We start from the raw sequence: 24,584 nt of genomic DNA on the forward strand, positions 1-24,584 counted from the left end.
CCATGCGGTTCGTCCTTTCCTCCCACGCGCGACTGGCCATCCTGGGCGGCGCGCTGGTTGCTGCCGGCTCTGCGGCAGGCGCCGACTATCGCCTTCACCCCGGCGACATCGTCGAGATGTCCGTTGCCGGCACGCCGCAGCTCGGTCTGCGCGCGCCGCTGCAACTCGACGGGACACTCACCTTTCCGCTGGTTGGGACGATCGACGCCGCAGACGCGACAATCGCGGCCGTACGCGACCGCATCCAGACCGTTCTCGCCAGCAAGGTGCTGCGGCTTCACGCCAATGACGGCAGGGAATATCTGCGGGCCGTCGAGCGCGAGGACATCGCCGTCTCCATCGTCGAATACCGTCCCGTCGCCATCGGCGGCGACGTCGCCCGGCCCGGGGAGGTCCCATTCCGGCCGCAGATGACCGTGCGCCAGGCGATCGCGTCGGCTGGCGGCACCTTGCCGCTGCTGGCCGCGGCAGCCGCTCCGACCTTCGATGTGTCCGGCCTGCGCAGCGACTATGTGACCGCCTGGCTCGCCCTCGCCGCCCAGCACGTCCGTATCTGGCGCCTCGACGGCGAACTCGAAGGCGAGGCACCGTTCGATGCGAACGCGATACCGCCGTCGCCCTCCGCCGAGGCCGATCTCGACGCCCTCCTCGCTTTCGAGACGGCTTATCGGGAAACCGAGCGTGCCGAATTCAGCGCGCAGCAGGAATATCTCGAACGATCGATCGCTCAGGCCGACGAGCATATCGTGGTGCTGACCGAACAGCAGAAAAACGAGGAAGAAGGCGTCGCGGTCGACACTGCCGAGCTTGCCCGCTCGGGCGACCTCCTGACGCAGGGCACGGTTGTTCATGGACGCGTGACCGATGCCCGGCGCGCACTCCTGATGTCGTCCACCCGGCTCCTGCAGACCCGTTCGCAACTGATGCAGGTCCGGCGCAACCGCGAGGAACTGACGCGCGACCTTCAGCGCCTTGCCGGCGAGCGACGACTTGATTTCCTGCGCCAGTTGCAGGAGGCGACCGTCAAGCTGACATCGGAGCGGGAACGCCTGCACAGCATCGAACAGAAGCTGCAACTGGCCGGAATCCAGGTGCCGAGCGGCGCGCAGCCGGCCGCCGAGCCAACCGTCGTCCTTTATCGCCAGCAGGCATCGGCATCGACCGTGCGTCTTGAAGCCGACCTCGATTCAGCGCTCGAACCGGGCGACTTCGTCCAGATCTCACTTGCGGCGATGGGCGCTTCCGTCCCCGGACAGGCGACGCCGGCAAGCACATCCTTGCGAGCGCAGCCGGCAGGCCTGCGCATGGCCTCGCCATGATCGTCGAGATGTTCGGCCCGGCGGGAAGCGGAAAGACCAAGCTGTCCCGTGCCCTCGCGCAGGCCCTTGCGGACGACCGGATCGACGTGCGGATCGTCGCCAGCGACCGACCGGCCGAAGCTGCGACCGGCAGCAGGCTCGGCGCCGTCCTGTCGCGCGCAACGAAGCTGCCCGAGGCGCTTCGCCTCGCATCGCGTCCGGCCCGGTCGCCGGTCGCCGATCGGCTACTTGCTCTTTATCCGCCCCGCAATCCGCTCTGGGCGCTTCGCTACCGACGATATCTCGACCGGCTCGACGCGCAATGGCGTGAGGCCATGCAGGACCCGGGGATCGTCATCTTCGACCAGGCCTATCTGTGCGCGCTGTCGTCGCTCGTCATTCTTGCCGGCCGCGCCGACCCTTCGCGCCTTGCCGACGCTCTCGATCTTCTTCCGCAGCCCGGCGCACTCGTGCAGATCGACATTTCCCGCAGCGCCGTTCGTCAGCGGCTCGCGGCGCGCCTTGGCCGGCAGTCCGTCCTGGAACGCCTGTTCGAACTGTCACCGAAGGCGAGCGCCAACCAGATCGAGATGGCCCATGACATCGGCCGCGAACTCGCCTTGCGCAACCGCACCGCGATCCGTGTCGAAAGCGGGCCTGACACGAGCCCGCGCACCAATGCGGCACGCATCGTGCGCTCCCTGGACGTCATTCGGCGGGAGGCGGACGCATGCGCACCTTGAGCGCTACGATCGCGCGTGTCCCGCCGGGCAAATTCGGTGCACGCGGCCTCTCCTGGCTGCTCTCCTCCAGCGCCGGAGCCTTCGCCGTCCTTTGCGCCGGCGCCGGCATCACCTATGCCGCGCAGCTCGTCATCGCCCGCGCGATCGGACCGGAGGGGTTCGGCATCTATGCCTATGTCGTCGCCTGGGTCACGCTCTGCGCCTATGTCGCCACGCTCGGCTTCCACACTTCGCTTCTTCGGCTCCTGCCCGCCTATGAAGCGCAAGAGGCGTGGCCGCTGGCGCGCGGGGTCCTGCGTTGCGCGATGGTGACGACGCTTGCACTTGGAGCGGCGTTCGCGCTGCTGATCGTCGTTTTCGCCGACCGGCTGGCCGACGGGGACGGCGCATTGGTCCATGCGTTGCGCATCGGCGCCGTCGCCATCCCCTTGATCGCGTTTCAACTGGCGGCATCGGCCGGCGCGCGTGCGTTCGGCGGACCCGTCGTCTCGCTCGTGCCGGAACGCATCCTGCGCGACGGCACCGTGCTCATCATCGTCTCGGGCGCCACGCTTCTCGGCCTCGGGCGGCCTGATGCCGCCTATGCCGTGCTGGCTTTTGCCGCAGGCTGCGCAATCGCGCTCGCCTTCGCGCTGACGGCCTTGCGCCTGCTGCGACCGCAAGCGCTGGCCGAAGCGCGGGCCGGAGCTTCCTTTCGCGAATGGTTGGCGCCGGCTCTCCCGCTGACGGTGCTTCTCTTTGCCGACAACGTCCTCGTCAGATCCGGCGTGCTCGTCCTGGGCATGATCGCCAGCGTGCACGAGGCGGGATTGTTTGCCATCGCCTTCGGCTTGTCTCTCCTCGCCGCGCTGCCGCGCATGGCGATCGCCAGCGCCTTCGCGCCGCAGGTTTCGGCGCTTCACGCGCGCGCCGACATCGATGGTCTGCGCACATTGAGCGCCCGCTCGACGCTCCTGTCGTTGATCGCAACCATCTGCGTCGCGATTCCGCTTCTGGGCGGCACTCCGGTGCTGCTCGGCTGGCTCGGCCATTCCTTCCTGGAGGCGGCTCCCATCGTCGCGATCCTGATGGCGGGGCAGGTCTTCGCCGCGGCCTTCGGACCGCAGCAGCATCTTCTCACCATGACCGGCCACGAGCGCGCGAGCGCGGTGATCTTCCTTATTGCGGCGACGTTCGGCGTCGCCGCCGCCCTGGCGCTCGTTCCGGTCCTCGGCGTCCATGGCGCCGCCTTCGCGTCGGTCGGGTCGACGGCGCTGCTCAATGCGGCGCTCGCCGTCGCGATCCGGCGCCATCTGGCCCTGCCGCCGGGCATGGCGATCGCGCTCGGACGTTCGCTGCGACGGGGGAGACGCCACCATGCCGGTTGAGAATCTGATCGAATTTCCGACCCGCGATGCACGCGCCGCCATCAATCCGGTCGTCCGCGCGCTTCTCGACGGAATGGAGGCTCGTTCGATCCGCTACTGTCACTGGAAGAGCAACATGCGCCTTGCGGACGCGCTGTCGGGCGACGACGACATCGACGTCCTGGTCGATCGGCGGGACGCCTGCGCCTTCCACGCATTGCTTGCCGAAACCGGGTTCAAGCTCGCCGTGTCGCGCGCCCGTATCGGTCACCCGGGCGTTTTCCATGCCTTTGCGCTCGATCCGGATTCGGCACGGCTGATACACCTCCATGCCTATTCGCAGGTCGTCACCGGCGACAGTCTCGTCAAGGCGTACCGGCTGCCTATCGAGCACGAACTCCTGGACGACACGCGCCTTATACACGGCGTGCGGGTTCCGCAGGCAGAAGCTGAACTCGTCCTGTTCGCCGTCCGCAACGCGCTCAAGCATACGAGCCTCACCGAAATCGCGATGGTGAGCCGACATTATGCCGGCGTCGTGGCCGAACTCGACTGGTTGCGTGGCCAGTGCGACATCGACCGCGCGGCGAAGCTCTGCGCGTCATGGTTTCCGGCAATCGACGGGCGGCTCTTCCACGCCTTGCTGGCAGCCATCGCGACGGAGCGCACTGTTACGCGGCGCGTCCGGCTCGGCTTTCGCGTGGCGCGCGCGCTGAAGGGCTTGCGCCGGGTCGGCCGCGCCGCGGCCTTCGTGGACAGGGCGCGGCGCATCGCGGCACTCGGTTTCTCGCGCATTACCGGCCGTCGCGACCTCGCCCTTGCCACGGGTGGAGCGGTGATTGCGCTGGTGGGGCCGAAGGCCGTCGGCAAGACCACGCTTGGCACGGCGCTGCAAACCCGCCTCGGGGAGCATCTCGACGTGCGGCGCATCCATGCCGGCAAGCCGCCCGCGACCCCGGCGACGTGGCTCCTCCATCTGGCAATCCCCCTCGCCCGCCGTCTCTTCCCGCGAGAGCGCCCCGGCGAATACGAAAAGCCGGAGCGGCGCGAGAACAGCCCTTCGCTCCTCTATGTGCTGCGCATGGCGATGCTCGCACACGACCGTCGCCACCTTTTGCGCAAGGCGATGCGCGCCGCCACGGCCGGAACGATCGTCATCTGCGACCGCTATCCGTCTCTCACGGTCGGCAGCATGGACAGCGTGCAGTTCTCAAAGGCCCAACAGGCGCGCGCGGCGTCCGCCCTCAAGCGAGGCTTGATGCGGCTCGAAGAGAAATTCTGCCTCGACCTGCCGCCGCCGGGCCTCGTGGTCAGGCTTCAGGCACCACTCGGCACGAGCCTGATGCGCGACCGCGAGCGCGGCAAGGAAGGCGGGCCGGACGCCGACGCCGTCGAGCGCCGCCGCGCGTTGGAATCGAATGGCGACTACGGCAGCGCGCCTGTCGCAGCCATCGATACGGACCGACCGATCGAGGATACGGTTCGGGACACAGTGTGCACCGTCTGGAACAGTCTGTAGCAGCGCGATTCTGCAGTCCTTGCTGCGCCATCCACCTTCATAAGGCTTCAGGTTCCGCTCGAACTCTCCGTTCGCAGCCCGACAACCGCGCCACCCGGCTTGCATGGACAAGCTGACCGTGTTGCTTACTTTGCACTTTTGGATGCAGGTGCGATCCCGTTTCAGGACAGAGGCGGCCGTCGAATCGCCCGGCGGTCGCGCGCAGGCAAAATGGGAGAGTTTGATATGGATCTTGGCATCAACGGGCTTCACGTGCTCGTCACGGGCGGCTCGAAAGGGATCGGCCTTGCCTGCGCGAAGGCTTTTCTCGACGAAGGGGCCAAGGTGACGATCGTCTCGCGCAGTCGCCAGAACCTCGACAAGGCGGCCGCGATCCTCGGCGATGTCGGGCTCGTCGCGGCCGATCTGTCCGATGCGGCGGATGCCGCGCGCGCCGTCGGCGAGGCCGAAAGTGCCGGCGGACCGATCGACATACTCGTCAACAGTGCCGGCTCGGCGCGGCGCACGTCGGCCGAAGACCTCTCGCCGGACCATTATCGCGCCGCCATGGACGCCAAGTTCTTCAGCTACGTCAACGTCATCGACCCCGTCGTCAAGCGCATGGCCGAGCGCGGCTCGGGCGCGATCGTCAACGTCATCGGCAATGGCGGCAAGGTCGCCTCGCCGATCCACATCGCCGGAGGCGCGGCCAATGCGGCGCTGATGCTGGCTACGGCCGGGCTTGCCAATGCCTATGCCGGCCGCGGCATTCGCGTCCTCGCCGTCAATCCCGGCCTGACCGAGACGGACCGTGTCGCCGAGGGGCTTGCCGCCGATGCGAAGGCGCAGGGCATAACGGTCGATGAAGCGCGCCAACGCGGCGTGTCGCGAATCGCGCTCGGCCGCTATGCGCGGCCCGAAGAGATCGCCGATGCGGTGGTGTTCCTCGCCTCCGGGCGAGCGAGCTATATTTCCGGCGTCTCGATCACGATGGACGGCGTCGCGGTGCCGACGATCATCTAGGCTCGTCGAGGCGGCCGACCATCCGCCGCAGCGAGTCGAGCGTCTGCTGGATGGCGTCGAGATCCGCGCGCTCGGTCTCCGCCTGGCTGCCCATGCCTTCGTGCAGGCCGCGCAGCCGCGCGAGCCTCAATTCCTCGTCGCGGATCAAGGCGCGCGCCTGCTCCAGCGCGGCATGACATTTGTCGATCTCACCGGCGAGCCACCCGGCTTTCGACAGGGCGAGCGTCAACCGCTTTTCGGCGTCGTCGATATCGCCTGCCTGGTTGTCCTCATCGGACCGGGCCATCTGGCGGCGGATGTCCTCGAACGCCTCGGCGTCGATCGCGCCGCTGGCCCGTTGGTCAGGCGCCGCGCCCTCGCCCGTAAGGCGCGCCAGCCAGTCGCCGATGCGGGGTGCGCGCCGTAAAGAGGGCGTTGCGGCGAGGATCGTATCATCGCCCCGGCCTGCGGCGCGCAGCCCGAATCTCTTTGCGGGTCGAGCGTCTTCACCGGAGAGCCGACGCAAAAGCGCAGGCCGCTGATCGACCGGCGGTGCGGGCGGGGCCGGCGCTTGCGCTTCGATTGGCTGGATTTCGACCTCAGGCTCGGGCTCTACCGACAGAAGCGACGCGGGCGCGGCCGGCACCGGTATTTCGGGTGCCGGTTCCTTGCGCCGAAACCTGTCCGCAAATCGCGCCATTGCCATGTTCTGTCCGTTCTCGAGCCGTCGGACGCGCGTCCACGACAGCAAAAACCTAGAACGACATGGGTAAGGAAGGGTTAACGACGCGTATCCGCCTCTCCCGATCATGGTGAACATCTTCTTAAGGACTGTCACTTAGCCTTGCGCGCACGGAATAGACGGCGCATCGCGCCTTTTCGACGAGCGAGGCATGATGAGCGACGTGGCACTCGGTGGCGCCGGCCGGCCGCAAGGCACCCAGGACGACGGCAAGGTCACGATCTTCGACTTCGCCGCGCTGCTGCGCACGCTGCGTCGGCGCATCCTTTGGATTCTCGTGCCGACCATCGTCTTTCCGGTGATCGCAGCGGCCGCGTCGCTCGCCATGTCGAACTACTACTGGGCGACCGCGCAGGTGCTGGTCGATCCCGAGGGGATGCAGGTTCTCGAAGGCGAACTCTCGGCAAACGGCCGCTCGGAACAGACCGCCCTCATCTATGCGCAGAACCAGGCCTACATCATGGGCTCGAACCGGGTCCTGATGGAGGTCGTCGAGCGGGAAGGCCTCGCGACCGATCCGGAATTCGGCGTCCCGCCGCCGGGCTTCGTCGCCTCCTTCTTCCCCGCCACGCCGAGCGCGGTTCCCGCAGAACGGCTGGCGTTGCGGGCACTGCAGCGCAATTTCAACGTCTCGCTCAACGAGGCCAGTTTCGTCGTCGAAGCCTCGGTCAAGTCGGAGGACCCGCAAAAGGCCGCCCGGCTCGCCAATGCCATCGCCGCGATCTATGTCGAGCAGCGTGCCGAAACGCGTGCGCAAGCCGTCGGCCGTGCAGCCGACGGTCTGTCGTCGCAGCTCGACCGGCTGCGCGAGCGCGTCGAGGATGGCGAACGCGCCGTGCAGGCATACAAGGTCGCCAACAACATCATCGATGCCGATGGGCGGCGCATCGGCGAGCAGCGCCTTGCCGACATCACCACTGAAATCACCCGCGTCGGCGCGCGCATCGCCGAGGACGAGGCGCTGGCGGCCGAAGTCGCGCGGCTGCGGGCCGATTCGAGCTCGTTCGGTTCGGTCGCCGAAACGAACCTCACGCCCGCCATCGTGACCCTGCGTGCACGTCTCGCCGAGGCGCAGGAGGAAGAGGAAACGCTCGCCTCCTCGCTCGGCGCGCGCCACCCGTCCTACCAGCTTGCCCGCACGCGCTCTCAGTCCGTCAGCCGCCAGCTCGATGTCGAGCTCGACCGGTTCGCGACCTCCGTCGATCAGCGACTTGCCCGTTCGCGCGCCAACCTTGCCAGCCTCGAAGCGCAGCTCCAGTCTGCGGGCGCGACGGTTACCGCAGAGAACCAGTCGAGCGTCGAGCTGCGCCAGCTCGAGCGCACCGCCGCCAGCGACCGGCTCGTCTACGAGGCTTTCCTGCTACGCACGCGCCAGCTTTCCGAGCAGGAGCAAGCCGTCAATCCGGAAAACCCGCAGATCATCGCCGCCGCCCTCGCCCCGCTCGAAAAAGCCGGCCCGCCGCGCACCATGATGACTGGCGGCGCGCTCGCCTTCGGCTTCCTCTTCGGCGTCGGGCTCGCCATGCTGCGCGAGCAGTTCGACCAGACGGGGACGCCGGCCACCGCCCGCCGCGCCATACCCGCCGGGGCTCCACCGATCTTCCGCCTCTCGCGTCGTTCGGCGACCGGCGATGAAATGGCGATGCTCGCGACCCGCCGCGAAGCGCCGGCATTCTTCGACCTCGCCGGTTTGATCGGCCGCATGTCGGCGGCTGGGCCGGTCGCCTCCATCGCGATAACCGGCGACGATCCCGACGACCGCGCCTTCGTCGCGCTCAACACCACGATTGCCGCGGCCAAGAGCGGACGCAAGGTTCTGCTGGTCGACGCCGGCCAGACCAGCAATCCGCTCACCACAGCCTTCGGCCTCGAGCGTCATCCGGGCCTCAACGACGTCCAGTCGCTTCGCCGCTTCGAGCCCGAATTCGCGCTGACCGTCGATGCGGCCGGCTTCGCCTTCCTGCCGCGCGGCCTGACCGCGATCGGCATCGGCGCGCCGGCCGAGGACATCGACCTCGCGCGTTGGGTCGCGGCGTCGGGCCAGGATTTCGACCTGATCGTCGTCGATGCGCCGTCGGCGGGTCGCGTTCGCCATGATGGCGCAATCACCGTTGGCGAGACCGTCGCCGCCGGGTCCGCCCCGGTCATCGCGCAGGTCATCCGGGGCTGAGCACGATGAGCGACGCCGCCTTATCGGCATCCTTCGGGCGCGAACGCGACAGGTCGCTCTGGCTGTTCCTCTTCGCCATGGCGCTCGGTGCGATATGCCTGCGCATCCTCATCACCAATCCGCTGATGAACGAGTTCGTCGAGTACACGACCGAAAAAGGCGCGATCTACGAGAAGATCCATTTCGGCACCTACGCGCTTCTCGGGGTTGCGGCGATCATTCCGCTGTTCCGGCCGATAAGGCTCGAAATCTGGGAGCTCGCGCCGTTCCGCGCCCTGCTCTTCTTCGGCTTCTGGGTGCTCGCCATCGCCGTCGCCCTCGTCGCCATCGGACGGGGCGGCTCGGCCGGCTATCTCATCGATTCCTACGTCGCGGCCGCTGCCGCCGGCCTCGTTCTCTTCATGCTGCCGCTGCCGATGCGGCGCACTGCGGGACACGTCATGCTCGTCATCTTGATGGCGAGCGCGCTGATCGGCATCGGCGAAGTCGCGACGGGAACGCGCTTCCTGCCCTATGAGGTCGGCGAGCTCGATTTCCGCCCGACAGGCCTGATGGGCCATCCGCTCAACCAGGGCCTGATGCTCGCCGCCGGCATCGGCTTTCTCGTCGCCAGCCGATTCCGCCTGTCGTTCAAGCTTCTCGGCGCGGCGCTCCTCCTCATCGGCGCTGCCGCGGCCGGCGCGCGCACCGCGACGATCATGGCCGCGATCGCGATCTTCGCCTGCCTGATGCTGACGCGCTGGCAGAATGTCGACGCCGCCCGCCAAGCTTCGATGAAGCTGATGGTGCTCGCCTTCGCCGCCATCGCGACATTGCCGGCCATCGGCCTCCTCATCGGCGCCGGCTTCCTCGACCGGTTCGAGGGCGGGCTAATCGACGAGAGCGCGATGGCGCGGCTCGATGTCTATCGGGTGTTCGAATACGTCTCCTGGCGCGACATAATCGCCGGCACCGACATTGCCATCATCCAGAACATCATCGAGACCCGGCTCGACCTTCTCTATATCGAGAGCACCCCGGTCATCCTGACCTTCCAGCTCGGCCTGCCGGGCGCGCTGTTCTTCACCGGCCTTGTCATCTACCTCTTCGCTCACCTCTTGCGGCTCAACGGACGTGCGGCGGCGATCGGAATCGCGATCTTCTTCATCGTCGCGCTGTCCAACAACCATTTGTCGACCAAGATGGCGACCGTCACCATGATCGTCGTGATGCTGGTCGCCTTCATGCAACGACCGGTTGCGAGAAGCTGACTTCAACCTTCTTTAAGCCGAACCCTGTATGCGGGAGGCGAGGAAACATCGCAGCGGAGAACATCGTGCGCCTTCTGGACATTGCGCGCAGTGCCTATGTCGGCAGTCCGGTCGGTTTGCGTCGGTCGATCGCGCCCCTGATGGCGATGGTCCCGACTTCGCTGAAATATGGCCGCGCCTATCGAACTTGGCGCAGCAATGTCGCCCGCAGCGTCCAAGATGCCGACTTCGTCGATGCCGAGCGCCGCCGGGCCTTCGCCGAACTCCTGGCCATCGCGTCGAAAAGCCCGTTCTATCGAGGTATTCTGGGCGGCACGGCCCCTGAGCCAGAGGACATTTCCCGCCTCCCCGTTTTGACGAAGGAGGATCTCGTCAGGGCCGGCACGAGCGCGCTCGCCGTTCCGAGATCAGCGCTCGATGCCGGCAACACCAGCGGATCGAACGGCGAAGCCCCGTTCGGCTTCTATCTCGACCGCGACCGCTCGGTCCGCGAGATCGCCTTCATCCACCATGTCTGGAGCCGCTGCGGCTTTAAGGCCGGCGAGCCGCGCGCCATGCTGCGCGACGCCTATCTTTACGACCGCAAGGGCTTCATCCATGAATGGGAGGCGGCGCTGGGCGAACTGCGCCTCTCCGTCTTCCCGATGACGCCGCAGGACATGGACCTCTATCTCGACCTGATCGACCAGCGCGGCATCCGCTACCTCCACGGCTTTCCGTCAGCGATGGAAATGCTCGCGCGGCACATGCTCGCGACCGGCCGCAGGCTCCGCCTGCCGCTCAAGGGTGTCTTTCCGATCTCCGAGCCGATCTTCGCCCACCAGCGCGAGACGATCCGCACCGCTTTCGGCGACGTCGCCATCCAGCCCTTCTACGGCATGAGCGAGAAGGCGATCTTTGCCGGCGAGGTCGAGGGCGAGCCGGACACCTATGAGTGCGAACCGCTCTACGGCATCGCCGAACTCGTCGACAACGCAGGCGTGCCGATAACCGAGCCCGGCCGTGAGGGCCGGCTCATCGGCACCTCCTTCATCACGCGCGGCATGCCCTTCATCCGCTACGACACCGAGGATCGCGCCACGCTCGTGCGCACCGCAACGCGCGAGAATTGCTGGCGCATGCGCGTGTCGAACATAACGCCGCGCCGCAAGCCCGCCTGGCTCGTCGATCGCGACGGACGGCGCATCGTCTCGACCGATTTCACGCCCTCCGACCCCGCCTTCTTCGAAGGCATCAAGGAATTCCAGTTCTATCAGGACACGCCGGGGGTCTGCGTGATGAAGTATGTGCCGAGCGAAAGCGGCACGGCCGAACAGGCCCTTGAGATCGTCGTCGCTCTCCAGCGCAAGGCCGGAGACGCCATTCGGTTCGAGCCGAAAAAGGTCGACACGCTCGTCGCCAGCAAAAACGGCAAGCGCCCGTTCATCGACCAGCGGCTATCGGTCTAGGCGGCTTTGCGCCCGCCTTCCATGATTTCGCGATAGCGCTCGATCAGCCCCGGTACCACTGCCTCAGCGGTATAGTTCCGCGCGATCCGCTCGGCGGTACGACGCGACAGTTCAGCCCACGCCCCGCTCGCTGCGAGCTCTCGCACCGCCGTGGCATAGACAGCGCCATCTGCCTCGCGGTCGAAGACGCGCCCGCAATCGGCGACGACCGAGCGGTTGAACCCGTTGTCGGCGCAAAGCGGCACCAGTCCTTCCGCCATCGCCTCGGTCAGCGCGTTGGAGTGGCCCTCCCCGTCATGGCGCGTCGGAAAGATGAAGAAATGCGCGCCGCGGATCGTCTCGCGCACCTGCTCGGCATTCACCGCACCTTTGAACGCGACCGGCAGCCCCGCCGCCAGCGCATCGAGCCTCTTCGCATAGTCCGGCGATGCCCGGCCGAGCACCTCCAGCCGTACATCGAGCCCGCCTTCTTTCAGCACCCGCACCGCCTCGATGGCCGTCTCGATGCCCTTTTCCGGCACGATGCGGGCCAGGAAGACGAGCCGGATCGGATTGGTCAAAATATGCTCCGCCAACCCCTCCGGTCCCCGCGAAACGTAATTCGGCAGGTAATGTACCGGCGCATCGGTGAAGCGCCGGGCGAAATCGACATATTCGAGCCCTTCGACCGTCACCAGGTCCGCATGCCGCAGCAGCCTGGCCTGCACGCGCGCGCCCATCGCACCCTCGTCCATCTCGTCGATGAAGCAGCCCGCGCGGATGTCGACGACCAGCTTGAGCCCGCGCGCCTTGGCATTCATGCAGATCACCGCCTCGGGCAGGATGAAATGGCGGCGCAGCGGCGTGATGTGGAGGATGTCGAACCGGGCCGCCTCGGCCAGCACCCGCGCCGCCGTCCCGGCGAAGTTGGAGGCATAGGCCACCGCCTTGCCGGCCGGCGTCGCACGTTCCGGCGCGTAAGGATATTCGGCGACGCTCAGCCCATGTACCCGCAGATCGTCGATCAGCCGGCGATTGGCCGATTCATAGCCGCCACGCGCGGGCTCGCCCGGTTGGGCAATCGGGCCGCAATAGGCGATGCGTGGTAAGACGGGCATGGCTGGCTCCTGCAAGGACGCCGCGACCCTAGCGCGAAACCATGTCGAGACCGCTAACGCGCCCGCCATGCGCTGCCCGCCACGATCAACCGCTTGGTAACCCAATTGGCTGAAAGCCGGCCACGTTCACCATTGCTTGGCCTTGTCTCGCTTAGGTTGCAGCCGAAGTCGAACAGGCGCGCGCTCCCAAATGCTGATCCGATCCACGATCATCTATCTGCCGGCAATCCTTTTGCCGCGCATTTCGGCGATCCTGCTTCTGATCGTCATGACGCGGCTCGTCAGCCAGACGGAATACGGCCTCCTCGCGCTCGTCGTCGCCATCGGCGAAATGACGGATGCGGCCGTGTCCAACTGGCTGCGCATCGCGCTGCTGCGCCTCGGCGGCACCGGCACCATCGCTTCCGGCAGCCTGAAACGCGCGACGACCGTGCTCATCGGCACGTCGCTCACCGCCATCCTCATCGCGATCCTCGCCTCGTTCCTCATCGTCCCGGAACGCGCGAGCGAATTCGCGCTCGCCGTTTCCGCCTACATCGTTGCCGGTAGCGTCTCGCGCCACGCGCTCTGCATCCTCCAGATGCAGCAAAGGCGCGTCACCTATACGACGATAGAATTCGCACGTTCCATCTGCGTCATCGTCCTGCCCATCAGCACGGTGCTCCTCATCGAGCCGACCTTCCTCGCCGCCTCGCTTGCGACCAGCCTCGGCACGCTTCTTTGCGGGTTGGTGGGCCTGCGGATCGCTTATTCGAAGGTCGAACGGGGCCCGGCCCGTTTCTCCTATGGCGAACTCTTCTCGCTCGGCGTGCCGCTCATCGTTCTGGCGCTCATCAGCTTCGGCCTCGACGCCATCGAGCGCCCGCTCTTGAAGCTCTTCCACGATGCCGGCGTCGTCGCAGTCTACGCCGCCGCCTATGCGCTCGCGCGCCAGCCGATCGACATTCTCGGCAACGCCATCAACCAGGGCGCCTTTCCCGAAATGGTGTCGATTTTCGATGCGCGCGGGCCCGCGGCGGCAGGCGCGTTCATCGTCCAGCAGCTTAATCTGATCGCCATGCTGATCCTGCCGGCGGCTGCGTTTCTCATCGTGCTGGGCCCGGACATCGTCGGCCTCGTGCTGCCGGAGAGCTACCACGCCGACGCGTCTGCCGTGTTCCCGGTCGTCGTCGCATCGGTCGTGTTCTTCAATTTCAAGGTCTTCGTCTTCGACAACGTCTTCCACGCGCACAAGCGCAATTGGCTGCAATCGGCCTCGCTTCTGCCGGGCGCGATCATCGGCATCGCGCTCAGCCTCTATTTGATCCCGAGCTATGCGGCGCTCGGCGCGGCGTGGGGCTATCTCGCGGCCTGCGGCATCGGGCTTTTGACCAGCATCGCGATGTCGTCGCGCCTTCTCAGACTGCCCATCGCGCTCGGCGATCTCCTGCGCGCCCTCGCCGTCGCGCTCGGCGTCTTCGTCGCCACCGCAATCGTGCGGCAGTGGACGGCCGACGAATGGGTGCTCATCCGCCTCGTCCTCGCGGGCGCTGCCGGCGGCATCGCCTTCCTGGCGCTCGTCGCGCTTCTCCATCGCCAGGAGGCGCGGTTGCTGATGACCAATCTTCGGCTGAGGCGGGCGTAGATGCGTATCGGGCTTTATCTTCCCAGCCTCGAAGGCGGCGGCATCGAGCGGCTTTATCTCGGCCTCGCCCGCCAGTGGATCGAACGCGGCCATCTGGTCGAACTGGCACTCAACGAAAGGCGCGGCGAGCTTCTGGGCGACGTGCCCCATGGCGTGCGCATCGTCGATCTCGGCGTGCGCCGGCAGGCGGCCTCGGTTCCCGCCCTCATCCGCTATCTGCGAGGCTCGCGGCCGAACGTCGTCATGGCCGGGCACGACCACAACAACATCATGCTGTGCGCCGCCGGCTTTGCACGGACGGGCAGGACCCGCATCGTCGCCAGCCAGCACAACACGCTGTCGGCGAATGACACCCGCGGCGCCAAGTTCGGTCCGGTGCCTCTTCTCTACCGCGCCCTCTTCGGCCAGGCCGACGCCATCGTCGCGGTCTCGTCGGGCGTTGCTGACGACCTTGCCGTCAGTTGCCACCTGCCGCGCGAGCGCATCGACGTCATCCACAACGGCATCGTGCCGGACGATCTGGCAGCACGCATGGTCGCTCCGGTCGACCCGGCGCTCTATCCGACAGGCGTCCCCACCATCGTCGCCATGGGGCGCATGGTCGAGCAGAAGGATTTCGCGACGCTGCTGACGGCTTTCGCGCGCGTCCGGCAGTTGCGACCGGCGCGGCTCGTCATTCTTGGCGACGGGCCTTTGCGGCCTGCGCTCGAGGCCCAGGCGCAAGATCTCGGCATCACCGGCGACGTCGCCATGCCCGGCTTCGTCGACACGCCCTTCGCCCACCTCGCCCGCGCCTCCCTGTTCGTCCTCTCCTCGCGCCACGAGGGCTTTGGCAACGTCGTCGCCGAGGCGCTGGCCTGCGGCACGCCGGTCGTTTCGACCGACTGCAAGCACGGCCCCGCGGAAATTCTCGAGGGCAGCCGGTACGGAATCCTGGTTCCCGTGGCTGATCCGGCGGCCATGGCGTCCGCCATCGGCGACGCGCTCGACCGCTCGTGGGACCGCGAAGAACTGCGTCAGCGCGGCGCATCCTTCTCCGAAGCCGCCGGCGCGGCCCGCTATCTCGAACTTTTCCGGCGCATCGCCCAGCGAGGCGTTTCCGAACAGACCCGCAAGGAGGTCGCATGACCGCTCTTCCAAGACAGGAACGATCGACGACGATCGTCGCCAAGCCGACACCGTCGGCACGCAGCGCCGCTGAGGCGCGTGAGCGCGCCGAGTCAATCCTCGCCGCCAAGCCGTTGACGGGAAAAGGCATTCTCATCATCGTCGAGAACCTGCCGGTGCCGTTCGACCGCCGTGTCTGGCAGGAGGCGACGACGTTGCAGAAGGCCGGCGCGACGGTCAGCGTCATCTGCCCGACCGGCAAGGGTTTCGACGCCCCGCACGAGACGATCGACGGCATCCACGTCTATCGCCACAAGCTGCCGCTCGACGCACACGGCGCGCTCGGCTATCTCGCGGAATATTCGGCAGCACTTTTCTGGGAAACGGTGCTCGCCTTCCGCGTGCTTCGCCGGCACGGCTTCGACGCCATCCATGCCTGCAATCCTCCGGACCTGATCTTCCTCGTCGCCGCGCTCTTCAAGCCTTTCGGCAAGAAGTTCATGTTCGACCATCACGACATCAACCCGGAACTCTACGAGGCCAAGTTCGGCAAGCGCGGTTTCTTCTGGCGGCTGATGGTACTCGCCGAGCGGCTGACCTTCGGCCTCGCCGACGTATCCATCGCGACCAACAATTCCTATCGCGACATCGCCATCGAGCGCGGTAACATGGCGCCAGAAGACGTCTATGTCGTGCGTTCCGGCCCCAATCTCGACAAGCTGCAGCGCGTTGCGCCGAACCCGACCTGGAAGAAGGGCCGCGCGCATCTCGTCGGCTATGTCGGCGTCATGGGCCAGCAGGAGGGCATCGACCTGCTGCTCGAATCCGTCTCGCATCTCGTCCACGACAAGGGCCGCACGGACATCCAGTTCTGCCTCGTCGGCGGCGGGCCGGCACTGGACGAGCTCAAGGCTCAATCCACGGCCATGGGCCTCGACGACTTCGTCACCTTCACCGGCCGGGCCAGCGACGAGACGCTTTTCGAGGTTCTGTCGACGTCGGATGTCTGCGTGAATCCCGACCGGGTGAACCCGATGAACGACAAGTCGACCATGAACAAGATCCTCGAATACATGGCCTTCGAAAAGCCGATCGTGCAATACGAAGTCGTCGAGGGTCGCTATTCGGCGCAGAGCGCATCGACCTATGCGCGGCCCAACGATCCGGTCCACATGGCCGAGCAGATCGAGCTTCTTCTCGCCGACCCGGAACGTCGCGCCGAAATGGGCCGCGTCGGGCGCGCGCGCGTCGAGAACCAGTTCAGTTGGGATCATCAGGTGCCCGCGCTGATTGCGGCCTATCGCAAGATTTTCAAGCTCTGAGGCGCCGATGTCGCTTGGCTGGTACGTCAATCGCCTGCGCAATATGAGCCCCGGTGAGGTCGCGCATCGGGTCGTCGAGAAGCGCCGCAAGCTGTCCTCGAAGGGCCGGCACGAAAGCTGGGCGCGATTTGCGCAGCAAAACGACGACATCCCCCGGATCCCGGGGCTGAACGAGGTCGTCCTGCAGGCATCGCCCGCCGTGCGCGAAGCGCTCGACCGCACCTGTTCGGCGCTGCTCGATGGGCGCTTTTCCGCGCTCGGCGTCGAGTGGCCAAAACGACCGGCCGATGCGCTCTTTCCGGTCGAAGTCTGGCGGCTGGACCCTGTCTCGGGGCTCTCCTGGCCGGGCGCGGACGCCTATTGCTTCGACATCGCCTACCGCCACGAGACACGCCTCGGCGACGTCAAATATGTCTGGGAGTTCAACCGGCTGCAGTTTCTCCAGCCGCTCGCAGCCAAGCTCGCGCTCGACGACGATGCCGATGCCCGCCGCGCCATCGAGGCCGCCATCGAAAGCTGGCACCGCGCCCATCCGCCGTTTCGCGGGCTCGTCTGGAACTCGGGCATCGAGCTTGCCCTGCGCGCGATTTCGCTCCTCGTCGTCTGCAGCATCTGCGGCTCGCATCTGTCGCCCGACACGATCCGCCGCATTCGCGAAATCCTCGCCGCGCACGCCTTCTGGCTGACGCGATTTCCCTCGCGCTTCTCCTCAGCCAACAACCACCTCATTGCCGAGGCCGCAGGCGAGTACCTGATCGGCATCGCCATGCCCGACCTCGTCGGCGCCGACACGATGGCGGCGAAGGCGCGCAAGACCCTCGAAACCGAAATCGAAAAGCAAATCCTTCCCGACGGCGTCCCGGCCGAGCAGTCGCCGACCTACGGCGCGTTCTCGATCGAGTTCGCGCTTCTGGCCGCGCTCGCCGCGCGCAATCTGGGCGAGCCGTTCGGCCCGGTCTTCGAAACACGGCTGATCGCCTTCGCCAACTGGCTGGCCGCGACTTCGTCCAACGGAACCGCACCCGCGTTCTGCGACGACGACGAGGGCCGCGTCATCGCCATGTGTGAGCCTGAGCCGCGCTACCCCGCCTCGATCGCCAACGCCGCGATGGCGTATCTCGGCACGCCGTCGCCCGTTTCCCCCGCCGAACCACACCTGCGCGATGCGATCTTCGGCGAGGCTGCCGAAGGCGACGCTCGAACCGCAAGCGGCCTGACCACATTCCCCGACGGTGGCTACAGCGTCCTCGACGGCGCCCGCTTCAAGCTCGTCATGGACCACGGCCCGCTCGGCTACCTCTCCATCGCCGCCCACGGCCACGCCGACGCGCTTTCAGTGCTGCTTTCCATCGACGGTGAGCCGGTCCTCGTCGATCCGGGCACCTACCTCTACCATTCGGGCGGCGCGTGGCGGGACTGGTTCCGCTCGACGCGCGCGCACAACACGCTGACCATCGCCGGTGCCGACCAGAGCGTCATGTCCGGTGCCTTCAACTGGTCGCACAAGGCCAAGGCGCGGCTGGTCGAAGCATCCGATACCGCGCTCCTTGCCGAACATGACGGCTACGCGAAGCGCCTCGCTGCCACCCACCGCCGGCACGTCCGCGTCACCGAAGACGGCCTGCGCATCGAGGACGAGGTTTCAGGCAAGCCCCAGCCCGTCGAACTCGTCTTCCAGTTCGCCCCCGGCCTCGACATTCTTGTCGATGGCGCGACTGCGACGATTTGGAAGGTCGGGACACCAATCGTCGTCTTCACACTGCCGGACGCACACTTCGACATCGCCATCGGCGAAGACCGCTTCGATGGCGGCTGGGTCTCGCCGTCCTTCGGCGCGAAGGCTCCCGCCCCGCGCCTGTCCTGGCGGGGCCTCTCGGACCGACCGCTCGCCACCAAAATCCATCTCGTCGAAAAACCGGTGAGCCGCGCATGACCGACATTACTGTCTCTCCCGCCCGGATCGCCGCTTCATCGCAATCAAAGCCAATCACGGTCCGCCCGATCCCCTCGCTCGCCGACTGGCAGCGCCTGATGGCAGGTGTTCCCGCGCCGCACCTGACGCAGGCCCATGCCTATGGAGAGGCGCGGCGCAGCAATGGCTGGACCCCGACGCGCGTCGCCTTCGAGGCTGGCGGACGGACCGTCGCGATCTGCCAGATCCTCGAGAAGCGCATCGCCGGTATGCGTCTCCTCTCGCGCGTCAGCCGCGGGCCGCTCTTCCTCGATGCCGCGCCGCCGCCTGAAACCATCCTCGCCGTTTATCGCGCTCTGAAGCGCGGCTGGGGCCGCATCGGCAAGGGCGCGCTCGTCGTCGCGCCGTCGCTCGAAAGCACGCCCGAAAACCTTGCTTTGATGCGCGCTGCCGGGTTTCGCATCCATGGGGAAACCGGCTGGGTTTCGGCGCAGGTCGACCTCACCCGCAGCGAGGAGGAAATCATCGGCTCCTTTCAGCCGAACTTCCGCAACAAGCTGCGCAAATGCGACAAGCTCGACATTTCGCTTCGCGTCGGCAACGAACCCGAACTCGTCGAGTGGATGATCGCGCGGCACGAGGAGAACAAGCGCGACAAGGAATTCGCCGCCGTCGACGACCGGTTCCTGCGCGTCCTGCGCGACGCATCGGGCAACGATTTCACGATCCTGCAGGCGATCCACGAAGGCCGGCCCGTCGCCGGCATCTCCGTCATCCGCTACGGGCTCGGCGCGGAATATTTCGTCGCCTGGTTCGGCCCTGACGGGCGCGCGATCAATGCCGGCAACTACCTCTTGTGGCAGGCGATCCGGCACATGAAATCGCAAGGCGTCGTAATGCTCGATCTCGGCGGGCTCGACCCCAACACCGGCTATTCCACCTTCAAGCGGGGCCTGCGCCCGCGCGAATACACGCTCATCGGCGAGTGCATCGCCTTCCTCTAGCTTAGCCGAATCTTAAGCGCCCGATGACAGATTGGTGATCGCATTCTTCAGGGGGAACGGCCTTGCGCCTGCTGGACATCGCGCGCAGCGCCTATGTGAAAAGCCCGCCTGGCCTGCGCCGGTCGGTCGCGCCGCTGATTTCCATGGTCCCCCTCTCGCTTCGCTACGGCGCGGTCTACGAGCGGTGGCGCCGCGACATCGTTCGCGCGCGGACCGATAGCGACTTCTCCACTGCCGCAACCACGGCGGCCCTGCGCTCGCTGGCCGGCACCGCAATCCATGCGAGCCCGTTCCATCGTGCACGTTTCGAAACCGCCTTCGGTGAGGATTTCGATGCACGGCAGATGGAAGTCGAAGACCTCGCCCGCCTGCCGATCCTGACGAAAGGCGACCTGCGCGCCGCCGGCGCAGTTGCCCTCACCCGGCCCGCGAAAAGCCTCGTGCGCAACTGCACCAGCGGCTCCAATGGTGAAGAGCCCTTCGCCTTCTATGTCGACCGCGATCGCTCGGTGCGCGAATTCGCTTTCGTCAACGATGCCTGGGCACGGGCCGGCTACACGCGCGATGAGACGCGCTGTGTCCTCAAGGGCTTTCGCATGAAGGGCGCGGAGGATCGCCTGTTCGAATGGGAGCCGGCGCTGAACGAGTTGCGCCTTTGCGTCTTCCCGATGACCGAAGCCGACGTCGCGCTTTATATCGACCTGATCGATGCGCGCCAGATCCGCTTCCTGCACGGTTATCCATCGGCGATCGAACTCTTCTGCCGCCATATGCTGGCGCTCGGCCGCAGCTTCCGCATGCCGATCAGAGGCATCCTGCCGATCTCCGAACCGCTCTACGACCACCAGCGCGCCACGATCCGCCAGGCGCTCGGCGACGTCGCCTTCGCTCCGTTCTACGGCCTCAGCGAGAAAGCGCTTTTCGCTCGCGAAGTCGCGGACGACATCTACGAGTTCGAACCGCTCTACGGCCTCGCCGAACTCGTCGACGACGATGGCGCGCCGGTCACGGAGCCTGGCACCGAGGGCCGCCTTATCGGCACCGGCTTCATCACCCACGGCATGCCCTTCATCCGCTACGACACCGAAGACCGCGCGCGCCTCGTCGAGCCGGGCACACGCGCAAATGGCTGGCGCATGAAAGTCGAGGCCATCTCCCCGCGCCGCAAGCCGGGTTTCTTCATCGGCAAGGCGGGCAATCGCATCGTCGCGACGAACTTTCCGCCGCAGGACCCGGCCTTCTTCCGCGGCATGAGCGAATTCCAGTTCGTCCAGTCGGAGCCGGGCAAGGCCGTGATCCGCTACGTCGCGGCCAAGAATGGCACCCTGCGAGATGCCGAACGTATCCGCGCCGCGCTCGAGGCGAAGGCCGACGGTCATTTAACGTTCAAGCTGGAGCGCGTGGACTGCCTCGCCTGCGGCAGCCAGGGCAAGCGCGCCTTCATCGACCAGCGGCTTGATCTCAGCCGCTATTGACGCCGACTACGCTGCGTGGCGCTTGCCAGTCAGTTCAAAGCCGATCGCCTTCAGCACGGACAGCGTCGTCTCCAAAGTCGGGTTCCCGTTCTCGCTCAGCGAACGATAGAGCTGCTCGCGCGCAAGTCCGGTCTCCTTTGCGATCTTCGTCATCCCCTTGGCCCGGGCGACGACGCCCAAAGCCTTGGCGATGTAGCGCGCATCGCCAGTCTCGAACGCGTCATTGAGGAAAATCTCGATCGCCTCGTCGGACTTCAACGCATCCGCCGGATCGTAGTCGGTCAGCCGTTCAGCCATCTTCGTTCTCCAGGTCCCGCGCGATCTTCTTTGCCAGGTCGATGTCTCGCGCTTGCGAGCCCTTGTCGCCGCCACAGAGCAGGATGACCAGTTCCAGACCGCGCTGCTTTATGTAGAGCCGGTAGCCAGGGCCATAGTGGATGCGCAACTCGCTGACGCCTTCGCCGACCGGTGAAACATCACCAATGATTCCGTTCGCCAACCGATAGACACGCGCGGCAATGATCGCGCGCGCCTTGGGGTCGCGAAGGCGACGTTCCCAACGGAGGAACGTTTCCGTCTGCTTGACCGCCACCACGACAATCGTAATCTATAAATTACAAAACTCAAGAGGGCCGCCTACCAGTTGATCCCGTCCACACGGCCCGTCGCCGCGGCGACATTCGGCAGGCGCGCCATGTCCAGCAGCACCTGCTCGGGGCGCATCGCGGTGACGATCGACTCGTATTCGGGTGCGCGGTTGGTGGCGACGATGATCTCGGAATGATCGACGATCTCGTCGAGCGACGACACCATCAACTGCGTGACATGCGGGATGGCGTTCATCAGATACGCTTTGTTGGCGCCGACGAGGCGGGCCACAAACACGTTCTTGTCGAAGACGCGTACGTCGCAGCCCTTGCCGATCAGTCGTTCGATGAGTTCCAGATAAGGGCTTTCGCGCAAGTCGTCGGTGCCGGCCTTGAACGAGAAACCGAGGAAGCCAACCTTTTTCTTGCCCTGCCGCAGCACCCAGTCGAGCGCGCGTTCCACCTGCTGCTTGTTGGACGGGATCAGCGAACGCAGAAGCGGCGTTTCGACATCCTTTTCCACCGCGAACGCGTTGATGGCGCGCACGTCCTTCGGCAGGCACGAGCCGCCAAAGGCGAAACCGGGCAGGAGATATGCGTTGGAAATGTTGAGCTTGTCGTCGGCGAAGAAAATCTGCATCAGTTCGTGACTGTCGACGCCGGCCGCCTTGCACACATTGCCGATCTCGTTGCCGAACGCGACCTTCAGCGCATGCCAGGTGTTGTCGGTGTATTTGACGAGTTCTGCGACGCGCGGATCGGTCAGGATCAGCTTGCCCGGCAGGCCCTTGTAGAGCGCCTTCAGCCGGTCGCGCGTTTCGTCGTCGCTCGCGCCGATCACGGTCTTGGCCGGATTGTCGAAGTCTGCGACGGCCGACCCTTCGCGCATGAACTCAGGGTTCGACGCGACGCCGAAACCCTCGCCGTTCTTCTTGCCCGAACTCCGCTCGAGAGCCGGCACGGCCAGCGTTTCCAGCGTGCCGGGCAGAACGGTCGAGCGCATGACGACCGAGTGAAATCCGGCTTTGGCCTTCAAAGCCTCGCCAATCTGCTCGCAGACCGCTTCGACATGGCCGAGATCGAGCGAACCGTTCTGCTTGGACGGGGTGCCGACGCAGAGCAGCGAGATGTCGGAATTCGCGATTGCCTCGGCGGTCGACATCGTTGCCCGCAACCGGCCGGAGGCGACGTTGGAGGCGACCAGTTCGCCGACGTCCTTTTCGATGATCGGGCTTTGGCCTGCATTGACGAGATCGACCTTCGTCTCGCTGACGTCGCAGCCGATCACTTCGTGGCCGCGCTGCGCCAGGCATGCCGCGCAGACGGTGCCGACATAGCCAAGTCCGAATACCGAAATTCTCATCGCATCACCCCGCCCGAAAACCGTCATCCGTCCGGCCGCGCGAATGCGCCGGAACTTCGCGTCGCCGTGACTATCATCCGGAGGTAAAGGTCGCCTTATCGCGACGCGGCAAACTTGCCCGATCGCCTGGACCAATGCCGGACGACTTGACTGGGGCGGGCTGTTGCGCGTTTGACGGAACGACACAGGACGGAGAAGCAGATGACGATCGACCAGGTTTCGCGCAACGAAGTGACGCTCGCCAATTGGCGCGAACATCCGTTCAGCACGTTGAGCTTCCAGTCGGTCAGCGAATTCGTTCCCACTGCCATGATGACTTCCGCGCACGAGCGGCCGCGCGATCTCGTCGGCAGCGCCGCGATCGACCGCATCACCTTGCAGATCGACGGTAACGCCACAAACCTATCCGATTATTTGCGCGCCTCCTGGACCGATGCGCTCGTCGTGTTGCGCGACGGCAAGGTCATCGCCGACTGGCATGCGCCCCATGCCGACCTCAACCGACCGCATGTCATCTTCTCGATCTCGAAATCCGTAACGGGAATGCTTGCGGGCATCGCCGTCGATGACGGGCTGCTCGATGCCGACGCGCCGATCACCGACTATGTTCCCATGCCCGCCTCCAGCGCCTATGGCAGCGCCCGGGTGCGCGACCTTCTCGACATGACGGTCGATCTCGATTTCGACGAGGAATACACGGACAAGGACAGCGCCTTCGATCGCTACCGCCGCGCGATGCTCTGGAACCCGGAACGGGCCGACACCGTCGCGCAGACGATGGAACAATTCCTCGCCACCCTGCCCGCGCGTAATAGCGGCGATCACGGCAAGCGCTTCTACTACGCCTCGCCCAACACCGATCTTCTTGGCCTCGTCATCGAACGGGCGGTCGGGCGGCGCTACCACGACTATCTCGCCGAACGCCTGTTGAAGCCGATGGGAATGACCGGTGCGTCCTATGTCACGGTCGACCGGGTCGGCACGGCGCGGGCCGCCGGCGGTATCTGCATCACCGTCGAGGACCTCGCGCGGCTGGGCGATCTCGTGCGCATGGGCGGGCGCAATGCGGCGGTCCAACAGATCATTCCGGCCGGCTGGATCGAAGACATGCACGCCAACGGCAACCGCCAGGCATGGGTCGACGGCAATTTCGCGGACATGTTCGCCGATGGCCGCTACCGCTCCTGCTGGTATCAGGTGGGCGACGATCGCGGCTCTTTCTGCGGAGTGGGCATTCACGGTCAGTGGGTTTGGGTCGATCCAGTCAGCCGAATCACCATCGCGAAAACGTCCTCACGGCCCGATGCGAGCGAGGATCTGGCGACTGCACGGGAAATTGCCGCGCTCGGGCAGCTCGCGCGCGGCCTGGATATTGCCTAAGCGATCGGCAGATCGGTTAGCATTTTCCTAACGCAGGGCCCCACTGCCTACTGGGTGCGCAGATTTCGTTGCAGCAACGCAACACGGCACTGCAACGCAATATCCTACACCTGTTCGCAATTGCGCCGACGAAGTTTTGCGCCACAGTTGGTTCAGCGACATGGCGCAGAAGACCGGAGGGGTTGGCGAGCGTGATGTCATCATGACAGCTCTCTG

20 protein-coding genes are annotated in these 24,584 nt (G+C 66.0%); 15 read left to right on the forward strand and 5 right to left on the reverse strand.

Translation table 11 applies throughout. The features are described 5' to 3' along the window. Window positions 1–2 precede the first annotated feature (2 nt). The 5 genes from ALII_RS0105235 to ALII_RS0105255 all read left to right on the forward strand — a co-directional run bounded on the left by ALII_RS0105235 (window position 3) and on the right by ALII_RS0105255 (window position 5,908). On the forward strand, window positions 3–1,319 hold the full coding sequence (locus ALII_RS0105235; protein ID WP_024586271.1) for a polysaccharide biosynthesis/export family protein: 1,317 nt from the start codon (window positions 3–5) through the stop codon (window positions 1,317–1,319). Then, entirely contained in the window at window positions 1,316–2,041 is a 726-nt protein-coding gene (locus ALII_RS0105240) for an AAA family ATPase (protein ID WP_024586272.1), read from the forward strand. The genes ALII_RS0105235 and ALII_RS0105240 overlap by 4 nt, the downstream gene beginning before the upstream one ends. Further along, the gene (locus tag ALII_RS0105245; RefSeq protein ID WP_024586273.1) at window positions 2,029–3,408 is read left to right on the forward strand and encodes an oligosaccharide flippase family protein; all 1,380 of its coding nucleotides are present in this window, start codon (window positions 2,029–2,031) and stop codon (window positions 3,406–3,408) included. Before ALII_RS0105240 ends, ALII_RS0105245 begins: the two co-directional genes overlap by 13 nt. After that, complete coding sequence (locus tag ALII_RS0105250) at window positions 3,398–4,906, forward strand: hypothetical protein (protein ID WP_024586274.1); 1,509 nt, start codon at window positions 3,398–3,400, stop codon at window positions 4,904–4,906. Before ALII_RS0105245 ends, ALII_RS0105250 begins: the two co-directional genes overlap by 11 nt. Before the next feature lie 225 nt (window positions 4,907–5,131). Beyond that, on the forward strand, window positions 5,132–5,908 hold the full coding sequence (locus ALII_RS0105255) for an SDR family oxidoreductase (RefSeq protein WP_024586275.1): 777 nt from the start codon (window positions 5,132–5,134) through the stop codon (window positions 5,906–5,908). Here ALII_RS0105255 and ALII_RS0105260 read toward each other — a convergent pair. Then, the gene (locus tag ALII_RS0105260) at window positions 5,901–6,707 is read right to left on the reverse strand and encodes a hypothetical protein (RefSeq protein ID WP_152529544.1); all 807 of its coding nucleotides are present in this window, start codon (window positions 6,705–6,707) and stop codon (window positions 5,901–5,903) included. The genes ALII_RS0105255 and ALII_RS0105260 overlap by 8 nt on opposite strands. Window positions 6,708–6,783: 76 nt before the next feature. On the opposite strand from ALII_RS0105260, the gene ALII_RS0105265 reads away from it, so the two are divergent. From ALII_RS0105265 to ALII_RS0105275, 3 genes are all read left to right on the forward strand, one after another. Beyond that, window positions 6,784–8,799: an exopolysaccharide transport family protein gene (locus ALII_RS0105265; protein WP_161632237.1), complete on the forward strand. Its 2,016-nt coding sequence runs from the start codon at window positions 6,784–6,786 to the stop codon at window positions 8,797–8,799. Window positions 8,800–8,804: 5 nt separating this feature from the next. Continuing rightward, complete coding sequence (locus tag ALII_RS0105270) at window positions 8,805–10,049, forward strand: VpsF family polysaccharide biosynthesis protein (RefSeq protein WP_024586278.1); 1,245 nt, start codon at window positions 8,805–8,807, stop codon at window positions 10,047–10,049. Window positions 10,050–10,114: 65 nt separating this feature from the next. Then, a complete protein-coding gene (locus ALII_RS0105275; protein ID WP_024586279.1) occupies window positions 10,115–11,497 on the forward strand; it encodes a hypothetical protein in 1,383 nt (460 codons plus the stop codon). Here the strand turns inward: ALII_RS0105275 and ALII_RS0105280 are convergent. Beyond that, the gene (locus tag ALII_RS0105280; RefSeq protein ID WP_024586280.1) at window positions 11,494–12,594 is read right to left on the reverse strand and encodes a glycosyltransferase family 4 protein; all 1,101 of its coding nucleotides are present in this window, start codon (window positions 12,592–12,594) and stop codon (window positions 11,494–11,496) included. The genes ALII_RS0105275 and ALII_RS0105280 overlap by 4 nt on opposite strands. Window positions 12,595–12,784: 190 nt before the next feature. Here ALII_RS0105280 and ALII_RS0105285 point away from each other — a divergent pair, with 190 nt between their 5' ends. From ALII_RS0105285 to ALII_RS0105310, 6 genes are all read left to right on the forward strand, one after another. Then, on the forward strand, window positions 12,785–14,218 hold the full coding sequence (locus tag ALII_RS0105285; protein WP_051375779.1) for a polysaccharide biosynthesis C-terminal domain-containing protein: 1,434 nt from the start codon (window positions 12,785–12,787) through the stop codon (window positions 14,216–14,218). Continuing rightward, on the forward strand, window positions 14,219–15,346 hold the full coding sequence (locus ALII_RS0105290; RefSeq protein WP_051375780.1) for a glycosyltransferase: 1,128 nt from the start codon (window positions 14,219–14,221) through the stop codon (window positions 15,344–15,346). Then, window positions 15,343–16,647, forward strand: coding sequence for a glycosyltransferase family 4 protein (locus ALII_RS0105295; protein WP_024586281.1), 1,305 nt, complete (start codon window positions 15,343–15,345; stop codon window positions 16,645–16,647). The genes ALII_RS0105290 and ALII_RS0105295 overlap by 4 nt, the downstream gene beginning before the upstream one ends. A 7-nt stretch (window positions 16,648–16,654) precedes the next feature. After that, window positions 16,655–18,580, forward strand: coding sequence for an alginate lyase family protein (locus ALII_RS0105300; RefSeq protein WP_024586282.1), 1,926 nt, complete (start codon window positions 16,655–16,657; stop codon window positions 18,578–18,580). Beyond that, window positions 18,577–19,563 carry a GNAT family N-acetyltransferase gene (locus tag ALII_RS0105305; RefSeq protein WP_024586283.1) on the forward strand — a complete coding sequence of 329 codons (987 nt, stop codon included), beginning with the start codon at window positions 18,577–18,579 and terminating at the stop codon, window positions 19,561–19,563. Before ALII_RS0105300 ends, ALII_RS0105305 begins: the two co-directional genes overlap by 4 nt. Window positions 19,564–19,625: 62 nt before the next feature. Then, on the forward strand, window positions 19,626–21,038 hold the full coding sequence (locus tag ALII_RS0105310; protein ID WP_024586284.1) for a hypothetical protein: 1,413 nt from the start codon (window positions 19,626–19,628) through the stop codon (window positions 21,036–21,038). A 6-nt stretch (window positions 21,039–21,044) separates the two neighbouring features. Here ALII_RS0105310 and ALII_RS0105315 read toward each other — a convergent pair whose 3' ends face one another. From ALII_RS0105315 to ALII_RS0105325, 3 genes are read right to left on the reverse strand one after another with little or no spacing between them, the layout of a single operon-like run. After that, complete coding sequence (locus ALII_RS0105315) at window positions 21,045–21,335, reverse strand: addiction module antidote protein (RefSeq protein ID WP_024586285.1); 291 nt, start codon at window positions 21,333–21,335, stop codon at window positions 21,045–21,047. Next, window positions 21,328–21,633 carry a type II toxin-antitoxin system RelE/ParE family toxin gene (locus tag ALII_RS0105320; RefSeq protein WP_024586286.1) on the reverse strand — a complete coding sequence of 102 codons (306 nt, stop codon included), beginning with the start codon at window positions 21,631–21,633 and terminating at the stop codon, window positions 21,328–21,330. Before ALII_RS0105320 ends, ALII_RS0105315 begins: the two co-directional genes overlap by 8 nt. Window positions 21,634–21,674: 41 nt before the next feature. After that, window positions 21,675–22,988: a UDP-glucose/GDP-mannose dehydrogenase family protein gene (locus tag ALII_RS0105325; protein WP_024586287.1), complete on the reverse strand. Its 1,314-nt coding sequence runs from the start codon at window positions 22,986–22,988 to the stop codon at window positions 21,675–21,677. 201 nt (window positions 22,989–23,189) lie between these two features. Here ALII_RS0105325 and ALII_RS0105330 point away from each other — a divergent pair, with 201 nt between their 5' ends. Then, window positions 23,190–24,368, forward strand: coding sequence for a serine hydrolase (locus ALII_RS0105330; protein ID WP_024586288.1), 1,179 nt, complete (start codon window positions 23,190–23,192; stop codon window positions 24,366–24,368). Window positions 24,369–24,584 lie beyond the last annotated feature (216 nt).

It is taken from the genome of Aliihoeflea sp. 2WW, assembly GCF_000497755.1.
Lineage (GTDB): Bacteria > Pseudomonadota > Alphaproteobacteria > Rhizobiales > Rhizobiaceae > Aliihoeflea.